The sequence below is a fragment of the Pseudalkalibacillus decolorationis genome (genome assembly GCF_024609785.1).
GTDB lineage: Bacteria > Bacillota > Bacilli > Bacillales > Fictibacillaceae > Pseudalkalibacillus > Pseudalkalibacillus decolorationis.
Map to the genome: position 1 here is coordinate 85,721 of NZ_JANHJQ010000014.1, position 26,253 is coordinate 111,973.

Below are 26,253 nucleotides of genomic sequence, written 5' to 3' on the forward strand. Positions count from 1 at the left end.
TCAACTTATTTATTTTATCACAAACGAGAAGGGTGCAGAAGAACACTAGGAAATTTCCGCATAACTTGTCGTTTCATGCTACAATGAGAGCGAGATATTATTGTTGAAAGGAAGGATGTTCGTGGATTTAAGCGTAAAAAGCAATGAAAATGTAGCCTTTATGCTCGATGAAATGCAAAGACAAATGCAGGTAGTAAACAGCGGAGTTATGAAATCTTCAGACTATGATGTAGAACAATACGATGAACTTAAAGAGCTTTATGATTATGTCATGAAAAAAAATAACTTTAGTATTCGTGAAACAGAAGGTATCGTTCAAGAACTAAGTGAACTCCGCAAGAAATAGTGATCACATAGGTACGTTCTAAAAAGGACTGCCCGGGAGCTCCGTCGCTCTCAGGCAGTCCTTTTTAGAACTAGAGCAATTACTTTTTAGCAATTACTTGCAAAGCCTCTTGTGCAGCATGTTGTTCCGCTTCTTTCTTTGACCGCCCACGTCCAATTCCCAGTCGTTGATTGTTCAAGTACACTTCTGACGTAAACTCACGATTGTGAGCAGGACCTTTTTCTTGTACAATCTTGTAGTCCAATGCTCCATGATTTTCTCGCTGTATATATTCCTGTAGTTGACTTTTATAGTCCATCACATGGGAAAAAGCACCCTCGTTGATTTTCGGATACACAAAGCGCTCAAGAAATCTTTGTACTTCATCGATATCTTGATCAAGGTATAGGGCACCGATAAAAGCTTCAAAAACATCGGCCAAAAGAGCAGGCCGAGTTCGCCCTCCGGTATTTTCTTCACCTTTCCCTAAAAGGATAAGCTCACCAAAATTGAGTTGATGGGCAAACGTTACGAGAGATGGTTCACAAACAATGGCTGCACGTAACTTTGTCAACTCACCCTCCGACATCGTTGCATATTTTTTATAAAGGTACTGTGAGATTGTCAGCTCGAGTACCGCATCTCCTAAAAACTCAAGTCGTTCGTTATCCTCACTTGGGCGCTTGCGATGCTCATTCACATACGAAGAATGTGTAAAAGCCTGAAATAAAAGTTTTTCATTTTTGAAACAAATATTCATGGAATTTTGAAAGGCTTGAAAGCGAACAGATAGTTCTTCTAAAGTTAAAGGCCTTCGTTTTGATCTTATATATTTCTTGGATGATGTGCGGTTACGCATAGTGACCTCCAGATTTCTGTACAACTTTTCTACTACTTTTATTATACATCCTAATTGTGTAAGGAAAAAGAAGCTGACTCAATATCCTGAGAATCAGCCTCTTCATTAACGATCTATTGTTGGTTATTTATGTAATTCACTACATCACCAACAGTAGCAATTTTTTCTGCATCTTCGTCTGAAATCTCCATATCAAACTCATCCTCAAGCTCCATTACTAGCTCAACAACATCCAATGAGTCTGCACCAAGATCTTCTTTAAAAGAAGATTCGTTTTTCACTTCTTCCTCATCGACCCCTAAACGGTCAACAATAATTTTCGTGATTCGATCTTGAATTTCTGCCATGTCCGTTCACCTCCTCTCAAGTATTATAAAGGATCACCCGTATCCCGTAAATCCTGTTTAAAAACTTGTTCAAATACACGACGGTGACATAAATGCCAACATCTCTTTGAACTCCTCCTTCTTACATAACCATCCCACCGTCAATGTGAAGTGTCTGACCTGTAATATAACCTGATTCATCACTGGCTAAAAATTTCACAGCAGCAGCAATATCCTCAGGACGACCAAGACGAGCCAGTGGAATCTGTTTCAACATTTCATCTTTTACATTCGTATCAAGTGTATCTGTCATATCGGTTTCAATAAAGCCCGGTGCGACAGCATTCACCGTGATCCCTCTGCTTGAAAGTTCCTTAGCTGTTGTTTTCGTCAAACCGATTACCCCGGCTTTAGCTGCTACATAGTTAGCCTGCCCTGGATTTCCGGAAACCCCTACAATTGAGGCAATATTAATAATACGTCCTGATCGTTGCTTCATCATTGGACGTGTTACGGCTTTGGTACAATTAAACACTCCTTTAAGGTTTGTGTTTATCACCGCATCCCATTCCTCTTCTTTCATTCTCATTAACAGATTATCTCGAGTTATCCCTGCATTATTAACTAGAATATCCAGTGACCCAAATGTTGTTGTCACTTCTTTTATCATAGCCGATACAGAGTCTGAACTAGAAACATCCGCTTGAATTGCAAACGCTGTTCCACCATTCTGCTGAATCTCTTCAACTACTTTTCTTGCTTTTTCTTCACTTCCTGAATAGTTTACAGCTACAGAAGCTCCCTGTTTTGCTAATTCTAATGCAATTGCTCTACCGATACCTCTTGATGCACCAGTCACTAAAGCATTTTTTCCTGTTAGCATACGATTATACCTCCTTAAGTTCCTGCACGGCTGCGTTCAACGATTCCTGATCGGAAACCGCTATAGTTGTAGCCCGTCGATGTACTTTTTTCACAAGTCCGGATAAAACTTTCCCTGGTCCGATCTCTACAAATGTATCAACACCTTGATCCAGCAAGTAACGAACCGTTTCCTCCCAGCGAACTGGTGAATAAATTTGCTCGATGAGTTTCGTGCGAATATCATCAGCATGATCAACTGGCTCTGCGGTTACGTTAGCAATAACCGGTATTTTTGCATCCTCAATTTTCAATTCTTCAAGGACAGTTGCCATTTTTTCAGCAGCAGGTTTCATTAATTCAGAATGAAACGGTCCGCTGACTTGCAATGGAATGATTCGTTTTGCACCTTGAGACTTTGCTATTTCTGCGGCTTTCTCAACACCTTCTTTTGATCCTGAGATAACAATTTGTCCTGGACAATTCAAGTTGGCTAGCTGAACGGAGTTACCTTCGGATGTCACGTCATCGGTAATTCTATTAAGCAGATCCTGATCCATACCGAGAATCGCTGACATTGCCCCAATTCCTGCTGGAACGGCTTCTTCCATGTACATACCTCGTTGCCGGACAGCATAAACCGCATCTTCGAAAGTTAATGCCTTTGAAGCGACGAGTGCTGTATACTCGCCTAGGCTGTGTCCTGCGGTATAGTCTGGTTGAATACCATGCTCGTTTAACGCTTCCAATATGGCAATGCTCGTCGTAAGTAAGGCTGGCTGAGTGTTTTCGGTTCTTGTTAATCGTTCATCTGGACCATTCATAATGACATCTGATAAAGAAAAGCCAAGATGCTCATCAGCTCGTTTAAACACCTGTGCAGATTGTTCGTTCGCTTCCTTTAATTCCTGTCCCATACCGACTTGCTGGGACCCTTGACCTGGAAATATAAATGCAATCTTCCCCACGTTACTGTTCCTCCTCTAATGATTGTTCAGAAACTTCTTCTGTAATTATTGGAACCATTTTATGTTCGACCATATATCGTGCTTGGCGGACCGCATTAAAAAACGCTGTAGCATTGGATGATCCGTGGGCCTTGATGACAGGAGCACGAAGGCCAAATAACGCAGCACCACCATATTCACTGTAATCCATTTGTTGTTGAACCCTCTTGAATTGAGGCTTTAATACTGCAGCCGCTAACTTACTTTTTATAGAACTCATCAATTGCTCTTTAATCATTGAGAACAGAGAAAGAGCTGTCCCTTCAATGGTTTTTAGTACAAGGTTCCCCGAAAAACCATCACAAACCACGACATCCGCGACTCCATTTAGAAGGTCTCTTGATTCTACATTCCCAACAAAATGCATTTTATGTTGTGCGCTTAACATTTGAAATGTTTGCTTGGAAAGTTCATTTCCCTTCCCTGGCTCCGCACCAACGTTTAATAGGCCGATTCGCGGCTCTTCCACACCGCGTACTTGTTTACTATATACACTTCCCATTAATGCATATTGAACAAGGTGCTCAGGCTTAGCATCCATATTTGAACCTACATCAAGTAGAACAAAACCATTACCATCTAATGTTGGAAGCGTAGGCGAAAGCGCTGGGCGGTCAATCCCTTTAATTCTACCAATGTGTAAAAGACCTGATGTCATCAGTGCACCTGTGTTCCCAGCAGAAATACACGCATCTGCACGACCTTCTTTCACTTCGTTTGCTGCAAGAACCATTGAAGCATTTTTTTTTCGTCGTACAGCTCTTACCGGTTCATCATCACTCGTTATTTTTTCATCAGTATGTAAAATAGAAATTCGATTATTTGTCTTTAAACTAACTTGTATTTGTTGTTCATCACCAACTAATATCATTTCAAGGTCAGAAAATTTTTCAACAGCAAGTCTTGCACCTAGGACAATCTGTTCAGGTGCATGATCTCCCCCCATTGCATCTATAGCAATTTTCATTCGGAACGTCCTTTCTTCGTTGCATTGTTCGAACGGAACATCGTAAAGACGCCTTTAAAGACAAGTTCTTTTTCGACAAAACTTTTCACTTCAACGATTGTTCGTTCATTTTGGTGTTCGATGACATTAGCTTTGGCAATTACACGTTCCCCGACCTTGACCTGCCTCGTGAAACATAAATCAGACTTATCGGTTAAGGCCATTTCATCGTTTATTATGGCCACAGCAAGTGAATTGGCTTGTGCAAACAGGTGATGTCCTCTAGCAATGTTATGTCTAGAGAAAACATGCTCCTTTTTTATATCAAGAATTGAGATCGCAGACTCATCAAGCTGCAAATCAATAATCTCTCCAATTACGTCTTCAATAGACAAAGCTTTCACTTCATCTAATTGTTGCTTGGCGACATGTTTAATCCGTTCACGCAGCTCTGGAATCGAAAGCTCCAATCGATCAAGTCGTATCGTTTGAACACTAACCTCAAACTGATTCGCTAAGTCTTCATCCGTGATGAACGGATTAGTTGAGATCGTTTCTTTTAACAATTGTTGACGTTCTCTCTTGTTCCGTTTCATTCCTTCACCCATCTCTTACTCTTATGAGTAGGTACTAATAGTAGTATATAATGTTTGCTGGGCGTTTTCAAGAATTCGTCTTTTAATCAAGCTTATCATCCCATTCATCAACCTGTTCAAATAGCCAACCACGCAATAATTTATATTTCTGAGACTCCCAAAATTCCTTTGAATAAATAAGAGCCGCTGCATCGCTACGGGCAACTTCAAGGGCGCGATAATCATGAACAAGATCAGCTACTTTAAATTCAGGCAAACCACTCTGTTTTTTACCAAAAAAATCGCCTGGACCGCGTAGTTCGAGATCACGTTGTGACAGCTCAAAACCATCGTTGGTTTCTGTCATTATTTGCATCCGTTCTTTTCCTACGTCCGATTTGGGATCTGCAATTAAAATGCAATACGATTGATCATCTCCTCTTCCTACCCTACCTCTTAATTGATGGAGCTGAGAAAGACCAAAACGTTCTGCATCATATACAACCATTACAGTAGCGTTTGGGACGTTGACACCTACTTCAACAACTGTTGTCGATACAAGGATTTGTACATTGTTTTCACTAAACATAGTCATGATCTGTTCTTTTTCGTCAGATGGCAATCGGCCATGCATAAGCCCGACGTTATATCCATTGAAAAAATTTTGTAACTGTACATGGACATCAATTGCATTTTGTACATCTAATTTGTCCGACTCTTCAATAAGTGGACAAATAACGTATGCTTGTCCACCTCTACTTAATTCTTTTTCAATAAATGTCAATACACGATCAAGCATGCTATGTTTAGCCCAATACGTTTCAATAGGTTTACGGCCAGCAGGCATTTCATCAATTGTCGACACATCCATATCTCCAAATGCTGAAATTGCCAATGTTCTTGGAATTGGCGTTGCAGTCATAAACAACACATCAGGATTAATCCCCTTTTTCCGAAGAACTTTACGTTGGTTTACCCCAAACCTGTGCTGCTCGTCCGTTATTACTAAGGCAAGCTCGTTAAAATTAACATCATCTTGTATTAGAGCATGTGTGCCTACAAGGATATCAATATCGCCAGTCTCGACATGCTGAAGGAGTTCTTTTCGTTTCTTCCCCTTAACTGAGCTCGTTAATAAGGCAATCGATACATCTTCGTGTAGAAACAGCTGTGTGAGAGATTCATAATGCTGTTCAGCGAGAATTTCAGTAGGAACCATTAGAGCCGATTGCATTCCTGCTGTAGCAGCTACATACATACCTATAGCTGCAACTACAGTTTTCCCTGATCCAACATCTCCTTGTAACAACCTGTTCATACGATATGTAGAGCTTAAATCGATAAGAAACTCATCTGTAACCCTTTGCTGAGCACCAGTGAGTGGAAATGGTAATGACTTAATAAAGGCGTGAACCTCGTTTTTGTTAAAAGGTCTCTTTTCACCAGCTGTCCTTTCTTTCTCTAGCTTACGCCACCATTGCATTTTCAATTGGAAAAGCAGTAGTTCTTCATACACGAAGTACCTTCTCGCCTGCTTCAAGTGTTGATGGCTTTTTGGCAGGTGAATCCAACGTACGGCATCCTTCCGATCAATGAGCTTATATTGTGCTTTTAAATCGATTGGTAAGATCTCTTCAATAACATTGGAGTATTGAATTAGCGCCTGTTGGATAACTTTCCTGATCCGTTTAACTGACCATTCTCCCTTAACTGAATAAATCGGCTCAATTGTTTCGGATTTCTCTGGATGTCCGAACGTGACATGTTGGGCATTGATGGTCATTCGGTGCTGATCCCATTTTCCTGTTATCGTTATAGGCTGTCCAATAGAAAATTGTTTTTTAAGAAAAGCTCGATTGAAAAATACAGCAGTAATTAAGTAACGACCAATTAATACCTTTATGGACAGTCTGGATTTTTTACGACCAAAATAACGTAAAGAAGGCTCACTATGAACCTTCCCTTCTAAGGTCGCTCGCTCATCATGTTTAAGCTCCGTTAAATCCTTAACTTGAAAATCTTCATAACGGTATGGAAAGTAAAGCAGAAGGTCTCTAATAGAATGAATTCCAAGGTCTGTGAGTTCTTCTGCTCTTGCCTCTCCGATCCCTTTTACTTCTGTAACTGGTTGTGTTAGTTGTTCCATCACTTTTTCCTAAGCGGTATTCCGTAAATTTTTGCTTCGAGCTCACGTCCGGTTGGAGTAGCCGCCAAACCTCCTTGTGCAGTTTCCTTTAAAGCTGTAGGCATTGATTCTCCTATTTTATACATAGCATCGATTACTTCATCACATGGGATTCTACTTTCAATGCCTGCAAGTGCCATGTCTGCTGCCGTTATTGCAATACTCGCACCAATAGCATTTCTCTTAACACATGGTACCTCTACAAGACCTGCAACAGGATCACAGACTAAGCCAAGCATATTTTTCAAAGCAATTGCCATCGCATGAGCACTCTGTTCGGGATTTCCTCCTGCTAATTCAACTATAGCAGCTGAAGCCATTCCACTTGCTGAACCTACTTCAGCTTGACAACCACCCGCAGCCCCTGAAATCGAGGCATTGTTCGCCACGACAAAACCAAACGCTCCTGAGGTAAAAAGGAAACGGACCATCTCATCCCTTGTTGGTTTTAATTTCTCCCGTAACGCAAAAAGAGTCCCAGGAACGACCCCGGCTGACCCAGCTGTAGGCGTAGCACAAATTGTTCCCATTGCAGCATTCACTTCATTTGTGGCGACAGCTTTACTTACCGCATCAAGTACTGTTTCTCCGGCCAAACTTTTCCCACTTGCAATATACTTTTGTAGAAGGACTGCATCGCCACCTGTTAAACCAGAGTGAGACTTGATTCCTTCCTTCAACCCTCGCTCAACTGCTTGTTCCATAACATCCAAGCTTTTGGCCATTTGTTCAATAATCGCTTCTTTCGTCCAGCCTTTCACTTCCATTTCTTGCGTTATCATCACTTCGGAAATTGGAATGTTCTTGGAGATTGCTAGTTCTACTAACTCACTAACGTTCCGAAACATCTAACACACCGTCCTTTTTTGAAAGGTAAATATAAATTTATTGCCTAGCAGGGCGCTTCCGCTTTTCAATCATGGATGCGTGTCGCTTTAATAATATACGGTAATTGTTCAATTTCTTTAATGACTGGGTCCTCTAAGTTTTGGTCCACTTCAATTGTCATCAAAGCCTCACTACCTTTTTCCTTTCTTCCAACCTCCATATGCCCTACATTAATCTCATGCTTTGCTAAGAGGTTGGCCACACTTGCGATTGCTCCGTAGCGATCATTATGGACGACTAATAAAGCTGGCTGATTCCCTGAAAGGCGAAGTACAAATCCATTTAACTCGATAACTTCAACTTTCCCCCCACCAATTGAGATCCCTACAACCTCCAGTTCACCTTGATCATCTCCAAGCTGTATTTTAGCTGTGTTCGGATGATCAGTTAGGGCATCTTCCTCAACCATACGAATTTTAATTCCTTCTTGCTTTGCAATTTTTATGGATTCCCTAATCCTTGAATCGAATGTGTCAAAGTCCAATATCCCCCCGACAATCGCCACATCGGTCCCATGCCCTCGGTATGTTTTTGCGAAGGAACCATAAAACGATATAACAGCCCATTTGGGTTTTCGGCCAAATAGGGAACGAGCAATCCTTCCAATTCGAGCGGCTCCCGCTGTATGAGAACTGGAAGGTCCAATCATAATGGGCCCGATAATATCGAAAACACTCTTATACTTCATTTCCGACTCCCCCAATGTTTGAAATAAGTCTTTACAAGTGTCCAACTACCTATATGAATTCATAAATATTTCCTTATATAAAATATTCCTATCCTGAAGTGTAAAGCTTGCCAGAATAGGAATATTAATAATTATTTTATTCTACAGATACGATGTAAGAATAGAGCGGCTGATTTCCAGCATGCATTTCAACTTCGATATCTAAAAACTGCTTTTCAATCCATTTAACGAGTTTGGATGTCTCTTCCTCACTGGCATCTTCTCCGTAGATAAGTGTAACAATTTCATCATCCTCTGAAATCATTTCAGTTAACAATGTTTCGACGGCTTCCATTTGCGATGGCTTAGATGTCACAATTTTACTATCAAAGATACCCATAAATTCATCTTTTTTGATTTCTACACCATCAATGCTTGTATCTCTTACCGCGAACGTAACCTGGCCAGACTTGACATATTTTACAGCCTCTGCCATGGATTGTTTGTTTTCTTCCAATGAAACAGATGGATTAAATGCCAGTAAAGCTGACACTCCTTGAGGTACTGTTTTCGTCTTGACTACAGCCACCTCTTGATCAACTACGGATGCAGCTTGTTCTGCTGCCATGACAATGTTACTGTTGTTTGGCAAAATGATTAATTTTTCTGCATGTGCTTCTTCAATTGCTTTTACGATGTCTTCTGTACTGGGGTTCATCGTTTGACCGCCTGAAATTACTACAGATGCTCCGAGACTTTTAAACAATGCCTCTATACCTGTTCCCATCGATACCGTAATAATACCAAATGGTTGTTTAGCTTTAGGTGTTTCAGCTTTTGTAGGCGCCTGTACAGATTTTTCTTTTTCGAGTAATGCTGTATGCTGTTCTCGCATATTTTCAATCTTTATGTTGATGAGATCACCATAAGTTTGGGCAAACGTCAACATATCCCCTGGTTGTTCTGTATGCATATGCACTTTGATTAATTCCTCATCGGAAACAACCAGTAGTGAGTCACCATGATTGTTTAATTCTTTCCTAAAGCTTTCTTCAGAAAAGGGGTGTTTCTTTATTTTGGTTTCATTGAACTTAACCATAAATTCAGTACAGTAGCCGTATGTAATATCCTCTGTTCTCATATGATGCTGTGCACTTTTGTGATGCTCAGCGTTAACAAGTTCACCCATTGAAGGTCCTATTTCGCTTGTAACAGGTAATTTCTTACCTTCGAGCACGGATAAAAATCCCTCATAGATCGTCAAAAGTCCTTGACCCCCGGAATCGACAACACCTACCTCTTTCAATACAGGTAATAATTCTGGTGTTCGATCAAGGGATGCTTTTGCTTCCGCCAACGTTTTTTGCATTACTACGACAATGTCATTAGATTTCCGGGCTGCTTTAGTTGCTGCTTTTGCTGAATCTTTCGCAACTGTAAGGATTGTACCTTCTACAGGCTTCATAACAGCTTTATAAGCAGTCTCAACACCACGTTCTAACGCTGCTGCAAATTGCCCAGCATCAATCAAGGCTTTGCCCTCAATTGCTTTTGAGAAGCCTCTGAACAATTGCGATAGGATTACACCAGAATTACCACGTGCCCCCATTAACAAGCCTTTAGAAAATAAAGATGCAATTTTACTTGCATCATCCGATGACAGTGTTTCGACTTCTTTTATACCAGAAGTGATTGTCAAATTCATGTTCGTTCCGGTATCACCGTCCGGTACTGGAAAAACATTAAGTGCATCAACCATCTGTACATTGTTGTTCAGGTGGTTTGCACCTAATATAAACATCTGTGAAAGCTTTTTCCCACCTAACTTCTTTACAGTCACGAATCTTTCCTCCTCGTTACGGGTTCGTCACCCTCACGCCTTGAACAAATATATTTACGGAATCCACTGATAGTCCGAGCATTTGATCGAGCGTATACTTCACTTTTGTTTGGACATTGTGAGCGACTTCAGAAATTTTCGTTCCATAGCTAACGATAATGTACATATCTATGTGAACTTCATCCTCCTCTTGACGTACGACAATGCCTCTGCTGAAATTATCTTTTCCTAAGAGTTCAGTAATCCCATCTTTTATTTGTTTTTGCGATGCCATACCGATGATACCATAACAATCGATCGCAGCCCCACCTGCTATGGTTGCAATGACGTCATTAGAGATATCAATTTCCCCGTACTTGGTTTTCATTTCAATAGACATGCAGAATCCCCCTTTGGATTAAATCACCTATGGCTAGTGTCATTTTACTATAATATTGTGCATTTTGAAAGAAAATATAACATAGCACTACGTTTCCATGTCAAGTATATAAACTTGATATAATTTGTTGCATTCTCTTATTTCTCATGCTACTATAATGTAGTGTTTATGACAAAACGTTATACTTGCAATCGTTCTGATCGTTGCAATAAAGGAGGTACACTCATGGCTAGAAAATGTGTTGTAACTGGAAAGAAAACAAGCTTTGGAAACAAGCGTTCTCACGCATTGAATTCTTCAAAACGTAAGTGGGGAGCGAACGTTCAAAAGGTTCGCATTCTTGTAGACGGTAAACCAAAACGCGTATACGTATCTGCACGTGCATTAAAGTCCGGCAAAGTAGAGCGCGTTTAATAGAATTACAATGGCAAAAGGATCGGTTCATCATATGATGTTCCGGTCTTTTTTCACACGTTAAGAAAGTATAAAAATACTTTCTATAGCATAAGCGCAACTAAGGCTCAGCCGGCGCCAAAGGCTTAGCTTTGCCAAGTTTTCTTTATTGGAACTTACTAAATACTCATACCTAGATAAATCAATACTGTCACCATACTGAACCCCGGGAAAAATAAAGTCTTATGCATTATTGACCAATTTTTCATTCATCCGTATCAACCTCCAATCGATAACTTCATTATATAGGCAGTATAACATCAACAACCATTATTATCCAATCAATTCACAATAAACAAAAAAGCACCCGACTGGTGCTTTTTTGTTACCCCTTTTTGAAGGATCCTAGTATCGCCCTCACACAACCACCTAAAAACTTGGGCAGTTTAATGGTATAAAATTTCATAATTCCGCCTCCTCCAACGTTAGTTTCCGCAGGGAATCGCTTCGAAAAATAACATTCTATTTAAGTATATTCGTCTACTTGAAAATAGTACCCGGAGAAATAAAATTTCCTCAGTCTTTGCTTCTTACCATCATTAATATGCCATCATCAAATGAATAAGTACCTTTTTTTGTTACAAGCTCATTCGATATACACAAGGTCGAACCGAAGCGAAGATCTGTATCTAATAGAGGATAGCGGAATCCCGTTAGCGTTATTCCTTTTACTAAATCTGAAAAGGGAAGAAATGAAATATAGAACAATTCATCATCCGGCTTAACCGTATACGTTCCAGGATTTAAAAGGATGATCTCATTTTGAATGTCAATGATTTTCATTTCAATACCGTGATCCAGACCTAACGTTAACATCTGAATATTAATCAATTCATGGTCCAAACGACCACCCGTCACCCCGTATAAAATAATCAGTTCTGGTCGTTGCTTAATCGCCCACCGAACCGCCAACTCAAGATCAGTCATATCCTTTTCACGATCAAATGTGAATGTCTGAACCTTTTGATTGTTAATAATAGTCGAAAGTTCTACTTCAGAAATCGAATCAAAGTCCCCGAATGCTGCATTCGGAGTAATGTTTCTGTTATAGAGGAATTTCGTACCTTCATCAACACCAATATACACATCATTGTCACTTCGATAAAGCTCTGGTAGTAACTGTTCTGGACCTCCTGCAACAATATGAATCTTATTCATTATTCTCCACTCTCAATCTAAGGTAGATTCCCCCAGTGAAATGTTAGTCCTTAAATTTAGTTGCTGCTAAAAACTTACACTTATTCGCCTCGAATCGCCTTAATTGCACCAACACGATCTTCTTTATTGAAGATAGCAGATCCGGCTACGAGTACATTCGCACCATTCTCAACACAACGTTTTGCTGTTTCAGGATTCACACCACCATCAACCTCAATATCGATATCTAATCCTCTCTCCTTGCACATGTTTGATACCGCCTTAATTTTAGACAACACAGGCTCAATAAACGATTGTCCACCAAAGCCTGGATTTACTGTCATCAGTAACACGAGGTCGACGTCATCAAGGATTTGCTCAATGACTTGTACCGGTGTGTGTGGGTTCAATACGACACCAGCTTTTACACCGTTCTCTTTAATAAGGTGAATCGTACGATGGAGGTGTGGACATGTTTCTACATGAACAGAGAGGATATCTGCTCCAGCTTTTGCAAACGCAGGAATGTATTGATCGGGATTCTCAATCATAAGATGGACATCCAGTGGTAAGACGGTTACAGGTCGAATCGCATCTACAATCAGCGGTCCAATTGTGATATTTGGAACAAAGTGGCCATCCATTACATCGACATGTATGTAATCAGCGCCTCCAAGCTCAACATTCTTAATTTCTTCTCCAAGTTTTGAAAAGTCAGCGGAGAGAATCGATGGTGCTATTTTAGTCATGGTCAGTACCTCCGTTTTTGGTCTTTAATCTCTTGTAAAAAATGCAGATAATGATCGTACCGAAATTGGGCAATCTCATCATTTTCAAGTGCCGCTTTCACAGCACATTTCGGCTCAGATGTATGTGTGCAACCCCTGAACTTACAAGAAGGCCTTCGTTCTCTTATCTCTGGAAAATACAGAGATAAATCTATCCATTCGATATCAATAAAATCAAGTGAACTAAATCCAGGTGTATCAGCGACGAATCCTTCACCGAATGGGATCAACTCAACGTGTCTTGTCGTATGCTTACCACGCCCAAGATGGTCAGAAATCTCATTGGTTTCTAACTTCAACTCAGGATTCAGTGTATTGAGTAGGGTTGATTTTCCGACCCCAGATTGTCCTGCAATCACGGTTACTTTGTTTTCGAATATCTCAAGAACTGCCTCAAGTCCAGTTTCATTTATTGAAGACGTTTCAAGCACACAATAGCCAACTTGGCGGTAAGCCTCAAGGGCTTCCTTAATCTCATCATCTGAATCAGTCAAATCTGATTTACTTAAACAGATGATTGGTAAAATATCATTCGCTTCGATGTGGACTAGGAACCGGTCCAAAAGGTGCGTACTGAACGTTGGTCGACGTGCAGAAAAAATCAATAGGGCCTGATCGATGTTTGCAATTGGCGGACGTATCAATTCGTTTTTGCGTTCAAGAATCGACAAAACATAGCCATCGGTTTTGTTCTCCGCTTGAAACTCTACTTCATCACCGACAAGAGGAGTCAGTTTACGTTTTCTAAAATTCCCCCGGCCTCTACATTGAAATATCCCGTTGTCATTCATCACATAATAATAGCCACTCAACGCTTTAATTATCATTCCCTTTGGCATGTAGTTGTCCTACTCTCCATTCTGATAATTTTTCGCTTCATCGTACGTAAAAGTCCGTGAATTAAATTCTTGTTCATCGACGTAAACTACGTAACTCGCCTTTCCATTGTATGGGACAGTTAATGGGATCTCATACATTTTCGTTTCAGAGATTTCTTCTTCGACAATCGTTTTTTCGCCATTCACATCACTCGTGACTATTCGTACCTTTTTCGGTTTCTTTTCGTTCTTCTTATCTTTCTTTTTATCTTTGTTATCCGGCTTTGTATCGTCATGATTTCCATCGTCTTCGACCGCAACCTCAACCATATCTTTGATCGTTATCGGTTCGGGCACTCCTTTTGACAGGGTAACAGTTATTTCATCTCCTGCATGAACAGCAGCCCCAGTAGCTGGTTCTGACTTTATTACCCCCCCAGCTTCAACTTCTTCGGAATATACACCCTCTTCAGCTTCTTTAATGGTTAGTCCATTTTGCTCAGCATACGCTTTTGCCTCATCTAAGGACATACCACTAAGATCGGCAAGCTCAAAGGATGGAGGTCCACTGCTCACGTACAATATGAGAACTTCTTCTCCAGGGACGATTTCTTCTCCTGGTTCTGGATACTGTTGCAAAATCGTACCCGCAGCTTCATCTTCACTTGCCTTTTCAGTATAGTCAACCTTTTTGAAAAGCTCATCAACATTGCTTCGCTCTATATCATCCTTTTCTTTACCAACATAGTTTTCTACTTCGAATTTTTCAGGTCCTGAACTCACATATAAGGTGACTGAACTGTTTTCTTTCACAACATTTCCAGCCCTAGGATTCTGACGAATGACATTCTCTTCATCCACTTCAGCACTCGGTTGTTCTTCCTTCTTAACCTCAAGTCCAACATCAGTTAATTCTTCATAAGCTTTGGTATATGGCATGTTGGTTACGTCTGGTACGTTTACATCACTCGCTTGAAAAATTTTAGGTACGATTGTAACTGAAGCAATTCCTGCAAGTCCTAGTATTAAGAAAATAGTAAGTAAGATGGCAATCCAGTTTTTTTTCTTCTTTTTCTTTTCAGGCTTTTTTTTCTTTTCTTTCTTCTCATTAGCTGCTACAGGTTTTATTTGTTCATTCGGACTGCCGATTGGCGTAAGAACTTTTGTAGCTTCTTCATCTTCCTCAACTGTTCGCTTATCTTCATTTATTCTTTCAGGATCAAAAACAGTCTGTAAATCCGACTCTAGTTCGTTTACATCGTTATAACGTTTGTTCGGATCTTTTGCCATCGCTTTCAAAATTATATTTTCAAGACTCTGTGGAATATCAGAGTTTAGAAGTTTAGGATCAGGAAAAGAGTCTTGTAAATGCTTTAGAGCCACGGATACTGCTGACTCTCCTGAAAAGGGCAGTCTTCCTGTAACCATTTCATAAAGCACAACCCCCATCGAATAAATATCGGATTTGCTGTTCGCAATACCTCCACGGGCTTGTTCTGGGGAAAAGTAGTGTACACTTCCAAGAACTGAGTTGGTATGAGTAATCGTAGCTGCTGTAGCTGCAAGTGCTATACCGAAATCCGTCACTTTTACATTACCTTTTGGATCAATCAAGATGTTATGTGGCTTTATATCCCTGTGAACGATGTGATGTTCATGTGCGTGTTCAATAGCAGATGATAATTGTTTCATAATCTCTACGGAACGCTCCGGTGATAACGGACCTTGATTTCTGATTATTTGTTTAAGAGTCTTTCCTTCCACATACTCCATAACGATAAAATAGGTTCGGTCATCTTCACCAACATCGACTATACTAACGACATTTGGGTGGTTAAGACTCGTAGCTGATTCTGCTTCCCTATGAAACCTGCGAATAAAGTCTTCATCTGTCGAATATTCAGATCGTAGTACTTTCACTGCTACTATACGATCGAGAATCAGATCTTCGGCTTTATAAACCACAGCCATTCCACCGTCACCGATAATTTCTAATATTTTGTATCGATCACTAATACGCCTGCCGATCATGATGAACCACCTTCTTCATTAGCCCGTTTATTGTGAAGAATAACGGTCGTAATGTTATCCTCTCCACCTGCTTCATTTGCTAATGTTATGAGTTCATCACTCTTTTCTTTTAATGATTTACTGCCGCGGATGACATTTAGCATGGAATTCGGGCTAACTTTATTGGAGAGGCCATCTGAGCAAATAAGCAGATAATCCCCAATGTTCCAGTCAAGCGTAAGTAAATCAATATCAACCGTGAGTTCAGTACCGATAGCCCTCATAATCACATGCTTCCGAGGATGATATTCTGCTTCTTCACTCGTGATTTGTCCAGACTTAACTAGTTCATTAACAAGCGTGTGGTCATCGGTTATCTGTTCAATTAAATCGCTACTGATTCGATAGCATCGACTGTCTCCAACGTGAGCCAACACGACCTTTTGTTCGTTTGCTCTTACAGCAACAACGGTTGTCCCCATTCCCTGACAATCAGGATTATCTTTTGAATAGGAATAAATTTCACTGTTGGCATCTTGAATTAACCGTTGAAGTGCTTCCGATACGGTTGGGTGCTCTTCTATGTATGTATTGAACTTATTTGTTAGGAAATCAACTGCCATTTGACTAGCAACATCTCCGGCACGGGCTCCTCCCATACCATCTGCCACTAAAGCAAAGACATCAGAGGCAGAGATTTGAATCACTGCCCCGTTATCTTCATTATGAGGTCTAACCTTACCTTGATCTGTTTGAAAGAATGCGCTTAACAACCCTTCTTCACCTCGTTTCGTCCTTGCGCTCCTTAGCTCGAAGCTGACCACAAGCAGCATCGATGTCATGTCCTTGTTCACGTCGAATCGTTACATTGACACCAAGGTCTTTTAACGTGCGTTCAAACGTGAAGATCTGACTTTTAGGCGTTCGGACGTAATCTCTCTCTGGTACATAATTTACAGGAATTAAGTTGACATGGCATTTAATATCTTTAATTAACTCGGCAAGTTGTTCTGCGTGCTCAACCTGATCGTTAACACCACCAAATAGTCCATACTCAAAGGAAACACGCCGACCTGTTTTACGAATGTAATAACGGATGGAGTCCATCAGATCATCTAGTGGATACATTCGATTTACAGGCATTAGACGACTTCGGATTTCTGTAGTTGGTGCATGTAAGGAAATCGCAAAATTAATTTGCATCCCTTCATCTGCGAAGTCATAAATTCTTGGCACAACACCACTTGTTGAAACGGTAATGTGACGGGCACCAATGTTTAATCCCTCATCATGGTTGATAATTCTTAGGAAAGAGACCAGATCATCATAATTATCAAATGGTTCTCCAATCCCCATAATAACAACAGAACTAACCCGTTCATCCGTTTCATCGAGTGCTCTTTGTACTTCTAAAACTTGAGCAACAATTTCCCCTGCTTTAAGGTTCCTTTTTAAACCACCAAGGGTCGAGGCACAAAACGTGCATCCAAGTCTACAGCCGACCTGTGTTGTTACACATACGCTGTTTCCATATTCGTGGCGCATAAGCACGGTTTCAATCGAATAACCGTCCTCAAGCTCATATAAAAATTTGATTGTTCCATCCTTTGATTCTTGGCGAACGACTTGTTTAAGAGGCGTAATCGCATACGTTTCTTCAAGCTTTTGTCGTAGGCTTTTTGAAAGGTTCGTCATATCTGAAAAAGTCGAAGCTCTTTTCTGATAAAGCCACTCATAAATTTGCTTAGCACGGAAACTCGGTTCTCCTTCTTGCTTTAACCAATCCTCTAAATCCTTATATTGTAAGGAAAAGATAGATGCACGTACATCTGGATTGGTTTGTTTTTCTGTTAATGGTTTTAACATTTCGTTTCACCGCCTTTTCTAGAAGTTTTTCTTATGCATGCCATGTAAAAGCCATCGCTGTTAAAGTGATGCGGCAATAACTGGAGATCACTTTTTGTATCATTTATATAAGGTTGTACCTCTTTAGGCATTCGCTCATAAAAGGATGTATCCCATTCAAATTCAGGGTGGTTTCCAAGTAACCGCTCAATTTGATGGCGGTTTTCCTTTTCCTCTATTGTACATGTACTATAGACCAACAATCCACCTGGTTTTAATAATCGTGTTATTGATTCAAGTAATTCCGCCTGTACAATCTGAATCCGTTCAATATCTTCCGGGGTTTTTGTCCACTTAATGTCCGGCTTTCGGCGGATTACACCAAGACCTGTACAGGGAGCATCTAGTAAAATGCGATCAAATGACGCTGCTTCCATTAACTGCGCAGCATTTCGAGTATCCATTGCTACAGTTTCAATATTCGTGAGTTTTAAACGTTCCATTTGATCTTCAATCAACTTCACTTTATGCGGATGAAGATCGATCGCAATGATTTCTCCTTGGTTTTCCATACGCTCCGAAAGATGAGTTGTCTTTCCGCCAGGTGCGGCACAAGCATCGAGGATACGCTCCCCTGGTTTAGGATCCATTGCTAATCCAACGAGCATTGAGCTTTCATCCTGAATGGTTACTTTACCTGATTGGTACGTTTCGGTGCTAGGAAGCTGTCCAGACACCACTCGGATACCTGAATGAGAAAGTGGTGCTCTTTCAGTGATAACAGCTTCATCGTTCAGGTTATCAATTACACTTTCAACAGTGCTTTGTATCAGGTTCACCCTTGCTGTAACAGATGGTGGCTGTAAGTTGACTTCACATATTTCTCGGGTAGTATGTTCACCGAATTGTTCGGTCCACCGGTTTATAATCCACTCAGGATGACTGTAGAGGATTGCATACCGTTTTGACTTTTCGGAGATTGAATCCGTCGAAGGTACGCCATTCCTTTGTACATTACGAAGGACACCGTTAACAAATCCAACGATTCCCTTGTGCCCTCTTTTTTTGGCAATATCGACTGCCTCGTTAATAATTGCATGATCAGGGACACGATCTAAATAAACCATTTGATATACAGATAACCTTAGTAGGACAAGAACCCAACTTTCGAGTTTTTCCAAGGGCTTTTTAATAAAGGGGATTAAGTAAAAATCAAGTGTGTTTTTTCTTTGGATTGTTCCATAAACAATTTCGGTTAACAATCCTGTGTCTTTCCCGGAAAGGTTATTTTTCTGGATCGACTTATTTAATAAAAGGTTGCTATAAGCTTGAGAACGTTCAATTTGCAGTAAAATATCTGTAGCTACTTCACGAAGATTTTTCATTTTGCTCACCTAGCTTCATCCCTTTATTTAATTGTGCCCCGGCTAAATATTGATTAGCCTGCATGCGTTTTTTCCCTGCAGGTTGAAGCTCAGTGATTCGAATCGCTGTTTCATTTCCGGTTGTAATAATAAGTCCTTTATCATCAAAATCAATGATTGTTCCTGATTTGTTCTCACCTTTTCTAAGAACCTTTTCTCCCCACCAAACCTTCAATTGTTTCCCGTTTAAGCTTGTATAGGCGACAGGCCAAGGATGCAAACCACGAATTTGGTTATAAATTTGTTCTCCATCCTGGCTCCAATCAATCTCTTCCATGTCCCTTGAGATATTCGGGGCATAGGTGACCTCTTCTTCATTCTGTCGTGTAGGTTGAACCGAGTTAGACACAAGCTTCGGAATCGTTTCCGATAAAAGGTTTGCGCCTGCTTCACTTAGCTTATCGTGTAGTGTACCGACGTGATCCTGCTCTGTGATCGGCACCCGTACTTGACTTAGCATATCTCCAGCATCCAGCTGCTCAACCATATACATGATCGTCACACCTGATTCTCTTTGTCCATCGATGATCGATTTATGAATGGGGGCCCCTCCCCGGTATTTAGGAAGCAAGGAGGCATGTACATTAATACACCCTAATCTTGGACTGGACAGCAGTTCACCTGGTAATATTTGGCCATACGCTGCTGTCACGATTAAATCTGGCTGGTAGGAAATAATATCCGCAAAATCCGTTTTTACCCGTTTGGGCTGCAGAACAGGGATATTATGTCTTAATGCTTCTACCTTAACAGGTGTAGGAGTGATCACTCGTTTCCGACCTACTGGCTTATCAGGTTGAGTGACGACTGCAACTATATCATAACCATCTTGTATTAACTTTTGCAAAACGGGAACAGAAAAGTCTGGCGTTCCCATAAATACAACCTTCATTATTATCACCTATCTTTAAAACACGCTCTACATGATCGTTTGCGGATGCATATCAACATTGATCATAAGACTGTTTTTTTGTTTATCCTTCTTGTAATGAACCAGTATTTCATGCAGCACACGTCTTAGGTTGGGCTCATTTTTGTATTTTATCATGCATTGGTATCGATATCTATCTTTCACACGTGGGATTGGGGAAGCAACAGGTCCAAGAATAACTGCCTGGTCCGTTAATATCTCTTTAAGCTGGTGTGATATCTTCTCGCAAACATCAACAACCTCCATTAATTCTTCATGAGATACAGTAATTAACGCCAAATAATAAAAAGGCGGATATTGATGTAACTTACGAATCTTCATTTCCCGAGCATAGAATGGTAAGAATTCATGAGTTTGTGCGAGTTCAATACTATAGTGTTCGGGTGAATAAGTTTGTATGATAACTTCACCCTCAAGTTCATGCCTGCCTGCTCTGCCGCCTACCTGAGTCAATAATTGAAACGTTCTTTCAGACGCTCTAAAGTCTGGTAAGTGCAACATTGAGTCAGCCGCTAATACCCCTACTAATGTAACATTAGGAAAATCAAGCCCTTTTGCAATCATTTGTGTCCCAAGCAATATATCTGCTTTTTGTTCACCGAATGTATTAAGGAGCTTTTCATGCATACCCTTTCTACTCGTCGTATCGACATCCATTCGGATAATGGAGGCTTCTGGCATCAACTTATTTAATTCTTCTTCGACCTTCTGTGTACCAGTACCAAAGAATCGAATATGTTCAGATGAGCATTCAGGACATGAAGGTGGAAGGTTTTCCTCATGACCACAATAATGACACTTTAATTGTCTGTTTCGCTTATGGTACGTAAGAGAAATATCACAGTGCGGGCATTGGGCTACATACCCACAATCACGGCAGTTGATAAATGTCGAGTAGCCTCTTCGGTTCAGAAGAAGGACGCTTTGTTCCCTTCGCTCAACTCTATCCTTCAAAGCATTAAATAACGCTTCTGAAAATAATGACCGATTACCTGTGCGCATTTCTTCCCTCATGTCGATGATTTCTGTTTTCGGAAGAGACCTTTGATTAACACGTTCTTCAAGGCTTGTTAACTGATACACTCCTTTTTGTGCACGTGCATATGTTTCTAAGGTGGGCGTTGCACTACCCAAAATCACCGGGCATCGATGGTACTCTCCTCTATAGATCGCTACATCCCTGGCATGATACCTTGGATTTTCTTCTTGCTTATAACTTGATTCGTGCTCCTCGTCAATGATGATGACTCCAAGATTTTGGAATGGCGCAAAAATTGCTGACCTCGCACCGACGACTATCTTAGATTCATTTCGATGGATCTTTCGCCACTCATCATATTTTTCACCTTTCGAGAGACCACTGTGCAGCACAGCTACTTTTGATCCGAATCTCCCTTTAAAACGTTGTACCATTTGAGGGGTTAGTGATATCTCAGGTACAAGCATAATCGCTTCTTTCCCTTTGTTAAGTACATTTTCGATTGTCTGCAAATAAATTTCCGTTTTTCCACTTCCGGTTACACCATGGATCAGGAAGGTATTGTGGACTTTATTCTCAATTGTTTCAATGATCGGTTCGATAACACTAGCTTGTTCACTTGTTAGATCTAAGGCTGACGTTCGTTCAAAATGCCGATTTTCATATGGGTCTCTATACACTTCCCTTTCAACCTGTTCGATCCAACCTTTCTCCAGTATACTTTTGATCGTCGCCCTTGAAGCATTTGTTGCTTCCATCAGTTCAACTAATGCGATGTCGTCTTTATTCATATCACTTAAATAAGTGAGTACAACAGCCTGCTTAGGAGCTCGTTCCTTGATTTCATTTCGATATTGTACGATTTCTTCCCTTGATGAATTGCGTACAATAACTTTTTGTTTTTTCTTTTTTCCTTTGGACTTCACATGGTAATCGGCTACTAGAAGTCCTTCATCCATTGCCTGTTGTACAAATCGTACGACCTTTAGATCCAATTTTATTAGTTCTTCCCACGCTAATTGACCCGTATCCTGAAACAAGTGAATAATCTCCTGGGGTAATTGAGAGCTCTTCGTCTCGTCTAAGAGTTGTACATGCTTTGTATAGCTCATCTTCATAGCAGCAGGTAACATCGATTGATAGGCCGAATGCAGAAAGCATAGAGTCGATTCTGCTAACCATTTTCCAAGTTTCAGTAATTCTCCGTTAAGGACAGGTGATAGGTCGACAACATCCACGATTGGCTTTACACGTTTCAGTTCTGTATCTTCTTTCACGGCTACAACAAACCCTGTAATTTTCCTTGGCCCAAACGGAACAATAACCCGAATCCCTAGAACGATTAGACCGTGTAATCGATCAGGCACAACATAATCGAATGCACGGTCGGTTCCCATTGCTGGAACATCGACGATTACTTCAGCAATCATTTCTCTGTTTTACCTTTTGTATAACGAGTTATTTCAGCGAACACAAGCTTAGCAATCTCCTTTTTGGAAACCAATTCACTTTCTATTCGATGTCCATCCTTTCCATAGATCACTACTTTGTTTGTATCTCCGTCAAAACCAGAACCTTGCTCACTGACATTATTGGCAACTACGATATCAAGATTTTTCCGTTCAAGTTTTTCCTTCGCATATTTTTCAACGTCATTCGTCTCTGCTGCAAAACCAACCAAAACCTGATGTTGTTTTTGCTTACCAAGCTCTTGTAAAATGTCCTGCGTCCGTTCCATTTCAATTGAAAGCGTAGTGTCCTTTTTCTTAAGCTTCTGCGTGAAAACCTCTTTCGGTTGGTAGTCAGCTACTGCAGCAGATTTAATGACAACATCTGAACTTTCATATTGCTTCATGACCACATGAAACATTTCTTTCGCACTGGTAATCCGTACGACTTCAACGCCGAAAGGATCGGGTAAGGCGGTAGGCCCACTGATGAGCGTCACCCTTGCACCTAAAGACTGTGCCACCTCAGCCAGGGCATACCCCATTTTCCCTGAAGATCGATTCGTAAAAAATCGAACAGGATCTACCTTTTCCCGGGTAGGACCTGCTGTAATCAAAATGTGTTGTCCAGTTAGTGGTTGTTTGGATTTTTCAATGAAATATTGATTAACTGCACGAATAATTTCTTCAGGTTCCGCTAATCTCCCTTTACCTACATAACCACAAGCCAAAAGTCCTTCACCAGGTTCAATGAATCGATAACCATAGATTGCTAACCGCTCCATATTTGCTTTCACAGATGGGTGTTCAAACATATGTACGTTCATTGCTGGTGCAACCATAACAGGAGCCGTTGTTGCTAGTAATGTAGTGGATATCATGTCATCGGCAAGGCCATTCGCTATCTTACCTATCATATTTGCTGTTGCAGGTGCAATTAAGACGATGTCTGCCCAATCTGCTAGATCAATATGAGCTACACCTGATGGATCCTTTTCATCGAATGTGTCATTGTACACTGGATTCCTTGAAAGGGTCTGGAACGTAAGTGGAGTAACGAACTTCATCGCCGACTCGGTCATCATCACTTTAACGTTATATCCCCTTTGACTTAGTTGACTTGTTAACGATGCTGCTTTAAAGACCGCAATCCCACCAGTCACACATAATAATACATTTTTCTTATTCGCCATCTTGAACCATCCTTCTTCAATTGGTTTACATAAGATTATTATCGTAATTACACATGTACTTTCTTAACGTAGAAAAAAGGCCCAACTCAAAATGGGCCGGCTCACTCCAAGAATGGAGATGCCTGACACCTGTTTCTTGAGTCAGCCCCGTACTATAGCTTAAATATAACAGATTGGAGTTATTTTATCGGCAGATACGTTTCTGATAACTATAAATTCTACTCTGTTACTGTTTTATAGCTGAGTTTACCGTTGTTGATTTCTTCTAATGCGATCCCGACACTTTTATGTGACTTTGGGTTATCAATGTTGACTTGATTCGATTGTTGAATTACTCTTGCACGTTTAGCTGAAACGGTTACAAGTGTATATTTTGAATTTAACTTCTCCATCAATGAGTCAATCGAAGGATATAACATTTATTCAACCTCCAATAATCTTAAGTATTGTTTTTTTATTCGGTCTTTCTTACAATGTTCAGCTATTGCGATTGATTTTATTCGATCGCATGCTAATTGTATTTCATCATTCTCGACAACATAATCATAATGATCCATCATTTCTAGCTCTTCCTTCGCGACAGACATCCGATTTTCAATTAAATCGTTCGTCTCTGTTCCTCTTCCGACAATCCGGTTTCTTAATTCATCGAGGCTTGGTGGTACTAGGAAAATGAATACACCCTCTGGTAAAAGCTTACGTACCTGCATCGCACCTTGAACTTCGATTTCAAGTAGTACATCATTACCCGATTGAAGAGTCTCCTCCACATACTTTAATGGAGTACCATAATAATTCCCTACATATTCAGCCCATTCTAGAAGCTGATTTTGTTCAATCATTGTTTCAAATTCTTCTTTTCGTGTAAAAAAATAATCTACACCATCCCGTTCACCCTCCCGAGGTTGACGCGTCGTTACAGAGATTGAATATTCTAATCCATTCCACTGTTGACGTAATGCACGATTTACAGTACCTTTTCCAACCCCAGACGGACCAGATAATACGAACAGGATTCCTCTTTCTTTTTTCATGATTATATCAACACCTCAGTTACCCTTCTATTCTTCTGTCAAATCCTCTTTATTTAGCAATCTTTGTGCAACAGTTTCCGGCTGAACAGCAGATAAGATGACATGGTCACTATCTGTGATAATCACCGCTCTTGTCCTTCTACCATATGTTGCATCGATTAATTTGTGTTGAGTCCTTGAGTCTGTAATAATCCGTTTAATAGGGGCCGATTCAGGGCTGACGATTGATATAATTCTATTTGCTGAAACAATGTTTCCAAATCCTATATTAATTAATTTTATGTTCATTTCTACCTCCTGCATTACATACCTAGCGTTACCAACTTTTATATTGTTCAACCCTAAAAAGTACGTGTTCAAAAATTGGGACGTTTACTGATATGAGGACTACATCCTCAAGCAGTCTGTCTATTCTATGTTTTGAACTTGCTCTTTCACCTTTTCAATTTCACTTTTTAGCTCGATTACTTTCTTACTTATTGCAAAACCGTTTGCTTTTGAACCAATGGTATTGCTTTCCCGATTCATTTCTTGAACGAGAAAATCCAACTTTCGACCAACTGTTGTCGTTTCAGATAAGATTTGTTTAAATTGTTGGGTATGGCTTAGTAATCTCGTCAACTCTTCATCAATATTACTCTTCTCAGCGAAAAGAGCAACCTCGGTAAGAATCCTCGATTCATCGGCTTCCACAAATCCATTACTTAATTCCTTTATTTTCTTATAAAGGCGTGTTTCATACCCTTGAGAGATTTCGGGAGTCACAAGACGGATTTCTTCAATAATCGCCTCCATTACACTTAACCGATTTGAAAGATCCTTCGTAAGATAAATACCTTCCTCTTCTCTCATTCGAACAAGTTGAATTGTAGCATCGGATATTGAAGTTATAATATGACTTGCAAATTCATCGGTCACTTGCTCGTTTTCATAGATAGATACAACATCCGGTAATAATAAGAGCTTGTCATAGTCAATAGGGTCTTGAAATTGGTAACGTTCTCGTAGCTTGATGTATGATTGAACATATTGATCAAGCAGTGTCCAGTCAATTTCAAGTTCTCTCTGTGCGTCGATTACCCCATTGATTGTAATAAAAACGTCCACTTTGCCTCTTTGTATGTATTTGGTCACCGTTCGTTTAACCTTATCTTCAAGGCTTGATAAATTTCTTGGCATACGGACACCGACTTCACAAAAGCGGTGATTCACTGACTTTACTTCTGTCGTGATCGAATAATGCTGACTTTCCAAAAAAGACCGTCCAAAACCTGTCATACTTTTAATCATGCAACCACATCCATTGTCCTATTCTATATAATTTTACCACCACGA

At 40.3% G+C, this 26,253-nt stretch carries 28 protein-coding genes; 2 read left to right on the forward strand and 26 right to left on the reverse strand.

Going from position 1 to position 26,253, the window contains the following annotated elements; all coding sequences use genetic code 11:
- Positions 1-121 precede the first annotated feature (121 nt).
- The gene (locus NON16_RS14665; RefSeq protein WP_372508817.1) at positions 122-346 is read left to right on the forward strand and encodes a DUF1128 domain-containing protein; all 225 of its coding nucleotides are present in this window, start codon (positions 122-124) and stop codon (positions 344-346) included.
- 79 nt (positions 347-425) lie between these two features.
- Here NON16_RS14665 and rnc read toward each other — a convergent pair whose 3' ends face one another.
- From rnc to NON16_RS14720, 11 genes are all read right to left on the reverse strand, one after another.
- Positions 426-1,184, reverse strand: a complete 759-nt coding sequence (gene rnc, locus NON16_RS14670; RefSeq protein ID WP_257350125.1) for a ribonuclease III — start codon at positions 1,182-1,184, stop codon at positions 426-428.
- A gap of 113 nt (positions 1,185-1,297) precedes the next feature.
- The gene (acpP, locus tag NON16_RS14675; RefSeq protein ID WP_257350126.1) at positions 1,298-1,531 is read right to left on the reverse strand and encodes an acyl carrier protein; all 234 of its coding nucleotides are present in this window, start codon (positions 1,529-1,531) and stop codon (positions 1,298-1,300) included.
- Between the two features lie 121 nt (positions 1,532-1,652).
- The gene (gene fabG / locus NON16_RS14680; RefSeq protein WP_257350128.1) at positions 1,653-2,393 is read right to left on the reverse strand and encodes a 3-oxoacyl-[acyl-carrier-protein] reductase; all 741 of its coding nucleotides are present in this window, start codon (positions 2,391-2,393) and stop codon (positions 1,653-1,655) included.
- 4 nt (positions 2,394-2,397) lie between these two features.
- Positions 2,398-3,339 (reverse strand): ACP S-malonyltransferase, encoded by a 942-nt coding sequence (gene fabD, locus NON16_RS14685; protein WP_257350129.1) that lies wholly within the window; start codon positions 3,337-3,339, stop codon positions 2,398-2,400.
- A gap of 1 nt (position 3,340) precedes the next feature.
- Positions 3,341-4,345: a phosphate acyltransferase PlsX gene (gene plsX / locus NON16_RS14690; protein WP_257350130.1), complete on the reverse strand. Its 1,005-nt coding sequence runs from the start codon at positions 4,343-4,345 to the stop codon at positions 3,341-3,343.
- Positions 4,342-4,920 (reverse strand): transcription factor FapR, encoded by a 579-nt coding sequence (gene fapR, locus NON16_RS14695; RefSeq protein WP_257350131.1) that lies wholly within the window; start codon positions 4,918-4,920, stop codon positions 4,342-4,344. The genes plsX and fapR overlap by 4 nt, the downstream gene beginning before the upstream one ends.
- 82 nt (positions 4,921-5,002) lie before the next feature.
- A complete protein-coding gene (recG, locus tag NON16_RS14700) occupies positions 5,003-7,045 on the reverse strand; it encodes an ATP-dependent DNA helicase RecG (RefSeq protein WP_257350132.1) in 2,043 nt (680 codons plus the stop codon).
- Positions 7,045-7,932 carry an L-serine ammonia-lyase, iron-sulfur-dependent, subunit alpha gene (sdaAA, locus tag NON16_RS14705; RefSeq protein WP_257350133.1) on the reverse strand — a complete coding sequence of 296 codons (888 nt, stop codon included), beginning with the start codon at positions 7,930-7,932 and terminating at the stop codon, positions 7,045-7,047. The genes recG and sdaAA overlap by 1 nt, the downstream gene beginning before the upstream one ends.
- A 65-nt stretch (positions 7,933-7,997) precedes the next feature.
- Entirely contained in the window at positions 7,998-8,660 is a 663-nt protein-coding gene (gene sdaAB, locus NON16_RS14710; protein WP_257350134.1) for an L-serine ammonia-lyase, iron-sulfur-dependent subunit beta, read from the reverse strand.
- Between the two features lie 136 nt (positions 8,661-8,796).
- On the reverse strand, positions 8,797-10,479 hold the full coding sequence (locus tag NON16_RS14715; RefSeq protein ID WP_257350135.1) for a DAK2 domain-containing protein: 1,683 nt from the start codon (positions 10,477-10,479) through the stop codon (positions 8,797-8,799).
- 16 nt (positions 10,480-10,495) lie between these two features.
- Positions 10,496-10,858, reverse strand: a complete 363-nt coding sequence (locus tag NON16_RS14720; protein WP_257350136.1) for an Asp23/Gls24 family envelope stress response protein — start codon at positions 10,856-10,858, stop codon at positions 10,496-10,498.
- A gap of 225 nt (positions 10,859-11,083) precedes the next feature.
- Here NON16_RS14720 and rpmB point away from each other — a divergent pair, with 225 nt between their 5' ends.
- Complete coding sequence (rpmB, locus tag NON16_RS14725) at positions 11,084-11,272, forward strand: 50S ribosomal protein L28 (protein ID WP_257350137.1); 189 nt, start codon at positions 11,084-11,086, stop codon at positions 11,270-11,272.
- 364 nt (positions 11,273-11,636) lie between these two features.
- On the opposite strand, the gene spoVM is transcribed toward rpmB, so the two are convergent.
- The 15 genes from spoVM to NON16_RS14800 form a co-directional block, all read right to left on the reverse strand.
- On the reverse strand, positions 11,637-11,717 hold the full coding sequence (gene spoVM, locus NON16_RS14730; protein ID WP_188495498.1) for a stage V sporulation protein SpoVM: 81 nt from the start codon (positions 11,715-11,717) through the stop codon (positions 11,637-11,639).
- A 110-nt stretch (positions 11,718-11,827) separates the two neighbouring features.
- Positions 11,828-12,469, reverse strand: coding sequence for a thiamine diphosphokinase (locus tag NON16_RS14735; RefSeq protein ID WP_257350138.1), 642 nt, complete (start codon positions 12,467-12,469; stop codon positions 11,828-11,830).
- A gap of 80 nt (positions 12,470-12,549) precedes the next feature.
- Positions 12,550-13,197, reverse strand: coding sequence for a ribulose-phosphate 3-epimerase (rpe, locus tag NON16_RS14740; RefSeq protein WP_257350139.1), 648 nt, complete (start codon positions 13,195-13,197; stop codon positions 12,550-12,552).
- Between the two features lie 2 nt (positions 13,198-13,199).
- Positions 13,200-14,075, reverse strand: a complete 876-nt coding sequence (gene rsgA, locus NON16_RS14745) for a ribosome small subunit-dependent GTPase A (protein WP_257350140.1) — start codon at positions 14,073-14,075, stop codon at positions 13,200-13,202.
- Between the two features lie 9 nt (positions 14,076-14,084).
- Entirely contained in the window at positions 14,085-16,085 is a 2,001-nt protein-coding gene (pknB, locus tag NON16_RS14750; protein ID WP_257350141.1) for a Stk1 family PASTA domain-containing Ser/Thr kinase, read from the reverse strand.
- Complete coding sequence (locus tag NON16_RS14755) at positions 16,082-16,837, reverse strand: Stp1/IreP family PP2C-type Ser/Thr phosphatase (RefSeq protein WP_257350142.1); 756 nt, start codon at positions 16,835-16,837, stop codon at positions 16,082-16,084. Before NON16_RS14755 ends, pknB begins: the two co-directional genes overlap by 4 nt.
- 7 nt (positions 16,838-16,844) lie before the next feature.
- Positions 16,845-17,930 (reverse strand): dual-specificity RNA methyltransferase RlmN, encoded by a 1,086-nt coding sequence (rlmN, locus tag NON16_RS14760; RefSeq protein WP_257350143.1) that lies wholly within the window; start codon positions 17,928-17,930, stop codon positions 16,845-16,847.
- Entirely contained in the window at positions 17,924-19,294 is a 1,371-nt protein-coding gene (rsmB, locus tag NON16_RS14765) for a 16S rRNA (cytosine(967)-C(5))-methyltransferase RsmB (protein WP_257350144.1), read from the reverse strand. The genes rlmN and rsmB overlap by 7 nt, the downstream gene beginning before the upstream one ends.
- Positions 19,278-20,225: a methionyl-tRNA formyltransferase gene (gene fmt / locus NON16_RS14770; protein ID WP_257350145.1), complete on the reverse strand. Its 948-nt coding sequence runs from the start codon at positions 20,223-20,225 to the stop codon at positions 19,278-19,280. The genes rsmB and fmt overlap by 17 nt, the downstream gene beginning before the upstream one ends.
- Positions 20,226-20,252: 27 nt before the next feature.
- A complete protein-coding gene (gene priA / locus NON16_RS14775) occupies positions 20,253-22,673 on the reverse strand; it encodes a primosomal protein N' (RefSeq protein WP_257350146.1) in 2,421 nt (806 codons plus the stop codon).
- Positions 22,670-23,884: a bifunctional phosphopantothenoylcysteine decarboxylase/phosphopantothenate--cysteine ligase CoaBC gene (coaBC, locus tag NON16_RS14780; RefSeq protein WP_257350147.1), complete on the reverse strand. Its 1,215-nt coding sequence runs from the start codon at positions 23,882-23,884 to the stop codon at positions 22,670-22,672. Before coaBC ends, priA begins: the two co-directional genes overlap by 4 nt.
- A gap of 218 nt (positions 23,885-24,102) precedes the next feature.
- A complete protein-coding gene (rpoZ, locus tag NON16_RS14785) occupies positions 24,103-24,303 on the reverse strand; it encodes a DNA-directed RNA polymerase subunit omega (RefSeq protein ID WP_257350148.1) in 201 nt (66 codons plus the stop codon).
- A complete protein-coding gene (gene gmk / locus NON16_RS14790) occupies positions 24,304-24,918 on the reverse strand; it encodes a guanylate kinase (RefSeq protein ID WP_257350150.1) in 615 nt (204 codons plus the stop codon). It lies immediately after the preceding gene.
- 27 nt (positions 24,919-24,945) lie between these two features.
- Complete coding sequence (gene remA, locus NON16_RS14795; RefSeq protein ID WP_225065642.1) at positions 24,946-25,206, reverse strand: extracellular matrix/biofilm regulator RemA; 261 nt, start codon at positions 25,204-25,206, stop codon at positions 24,946-24,948.
- A gap of 120 nt (positions 25,207-25,326) precedes the next feature.
- Positions 25,327-26,208, reverse strand: a complete 882-nt coding sequence (locus NON16_RS14800; RefSeq protein WP_257350151.1) for a YicC/YloC family endoribonuclease — start codon at positions 26,206-26,208, stop codon at positions 25,327-25,329.
- Positions 26,209-26,253 lie beyond the last annotated feature (45 nt).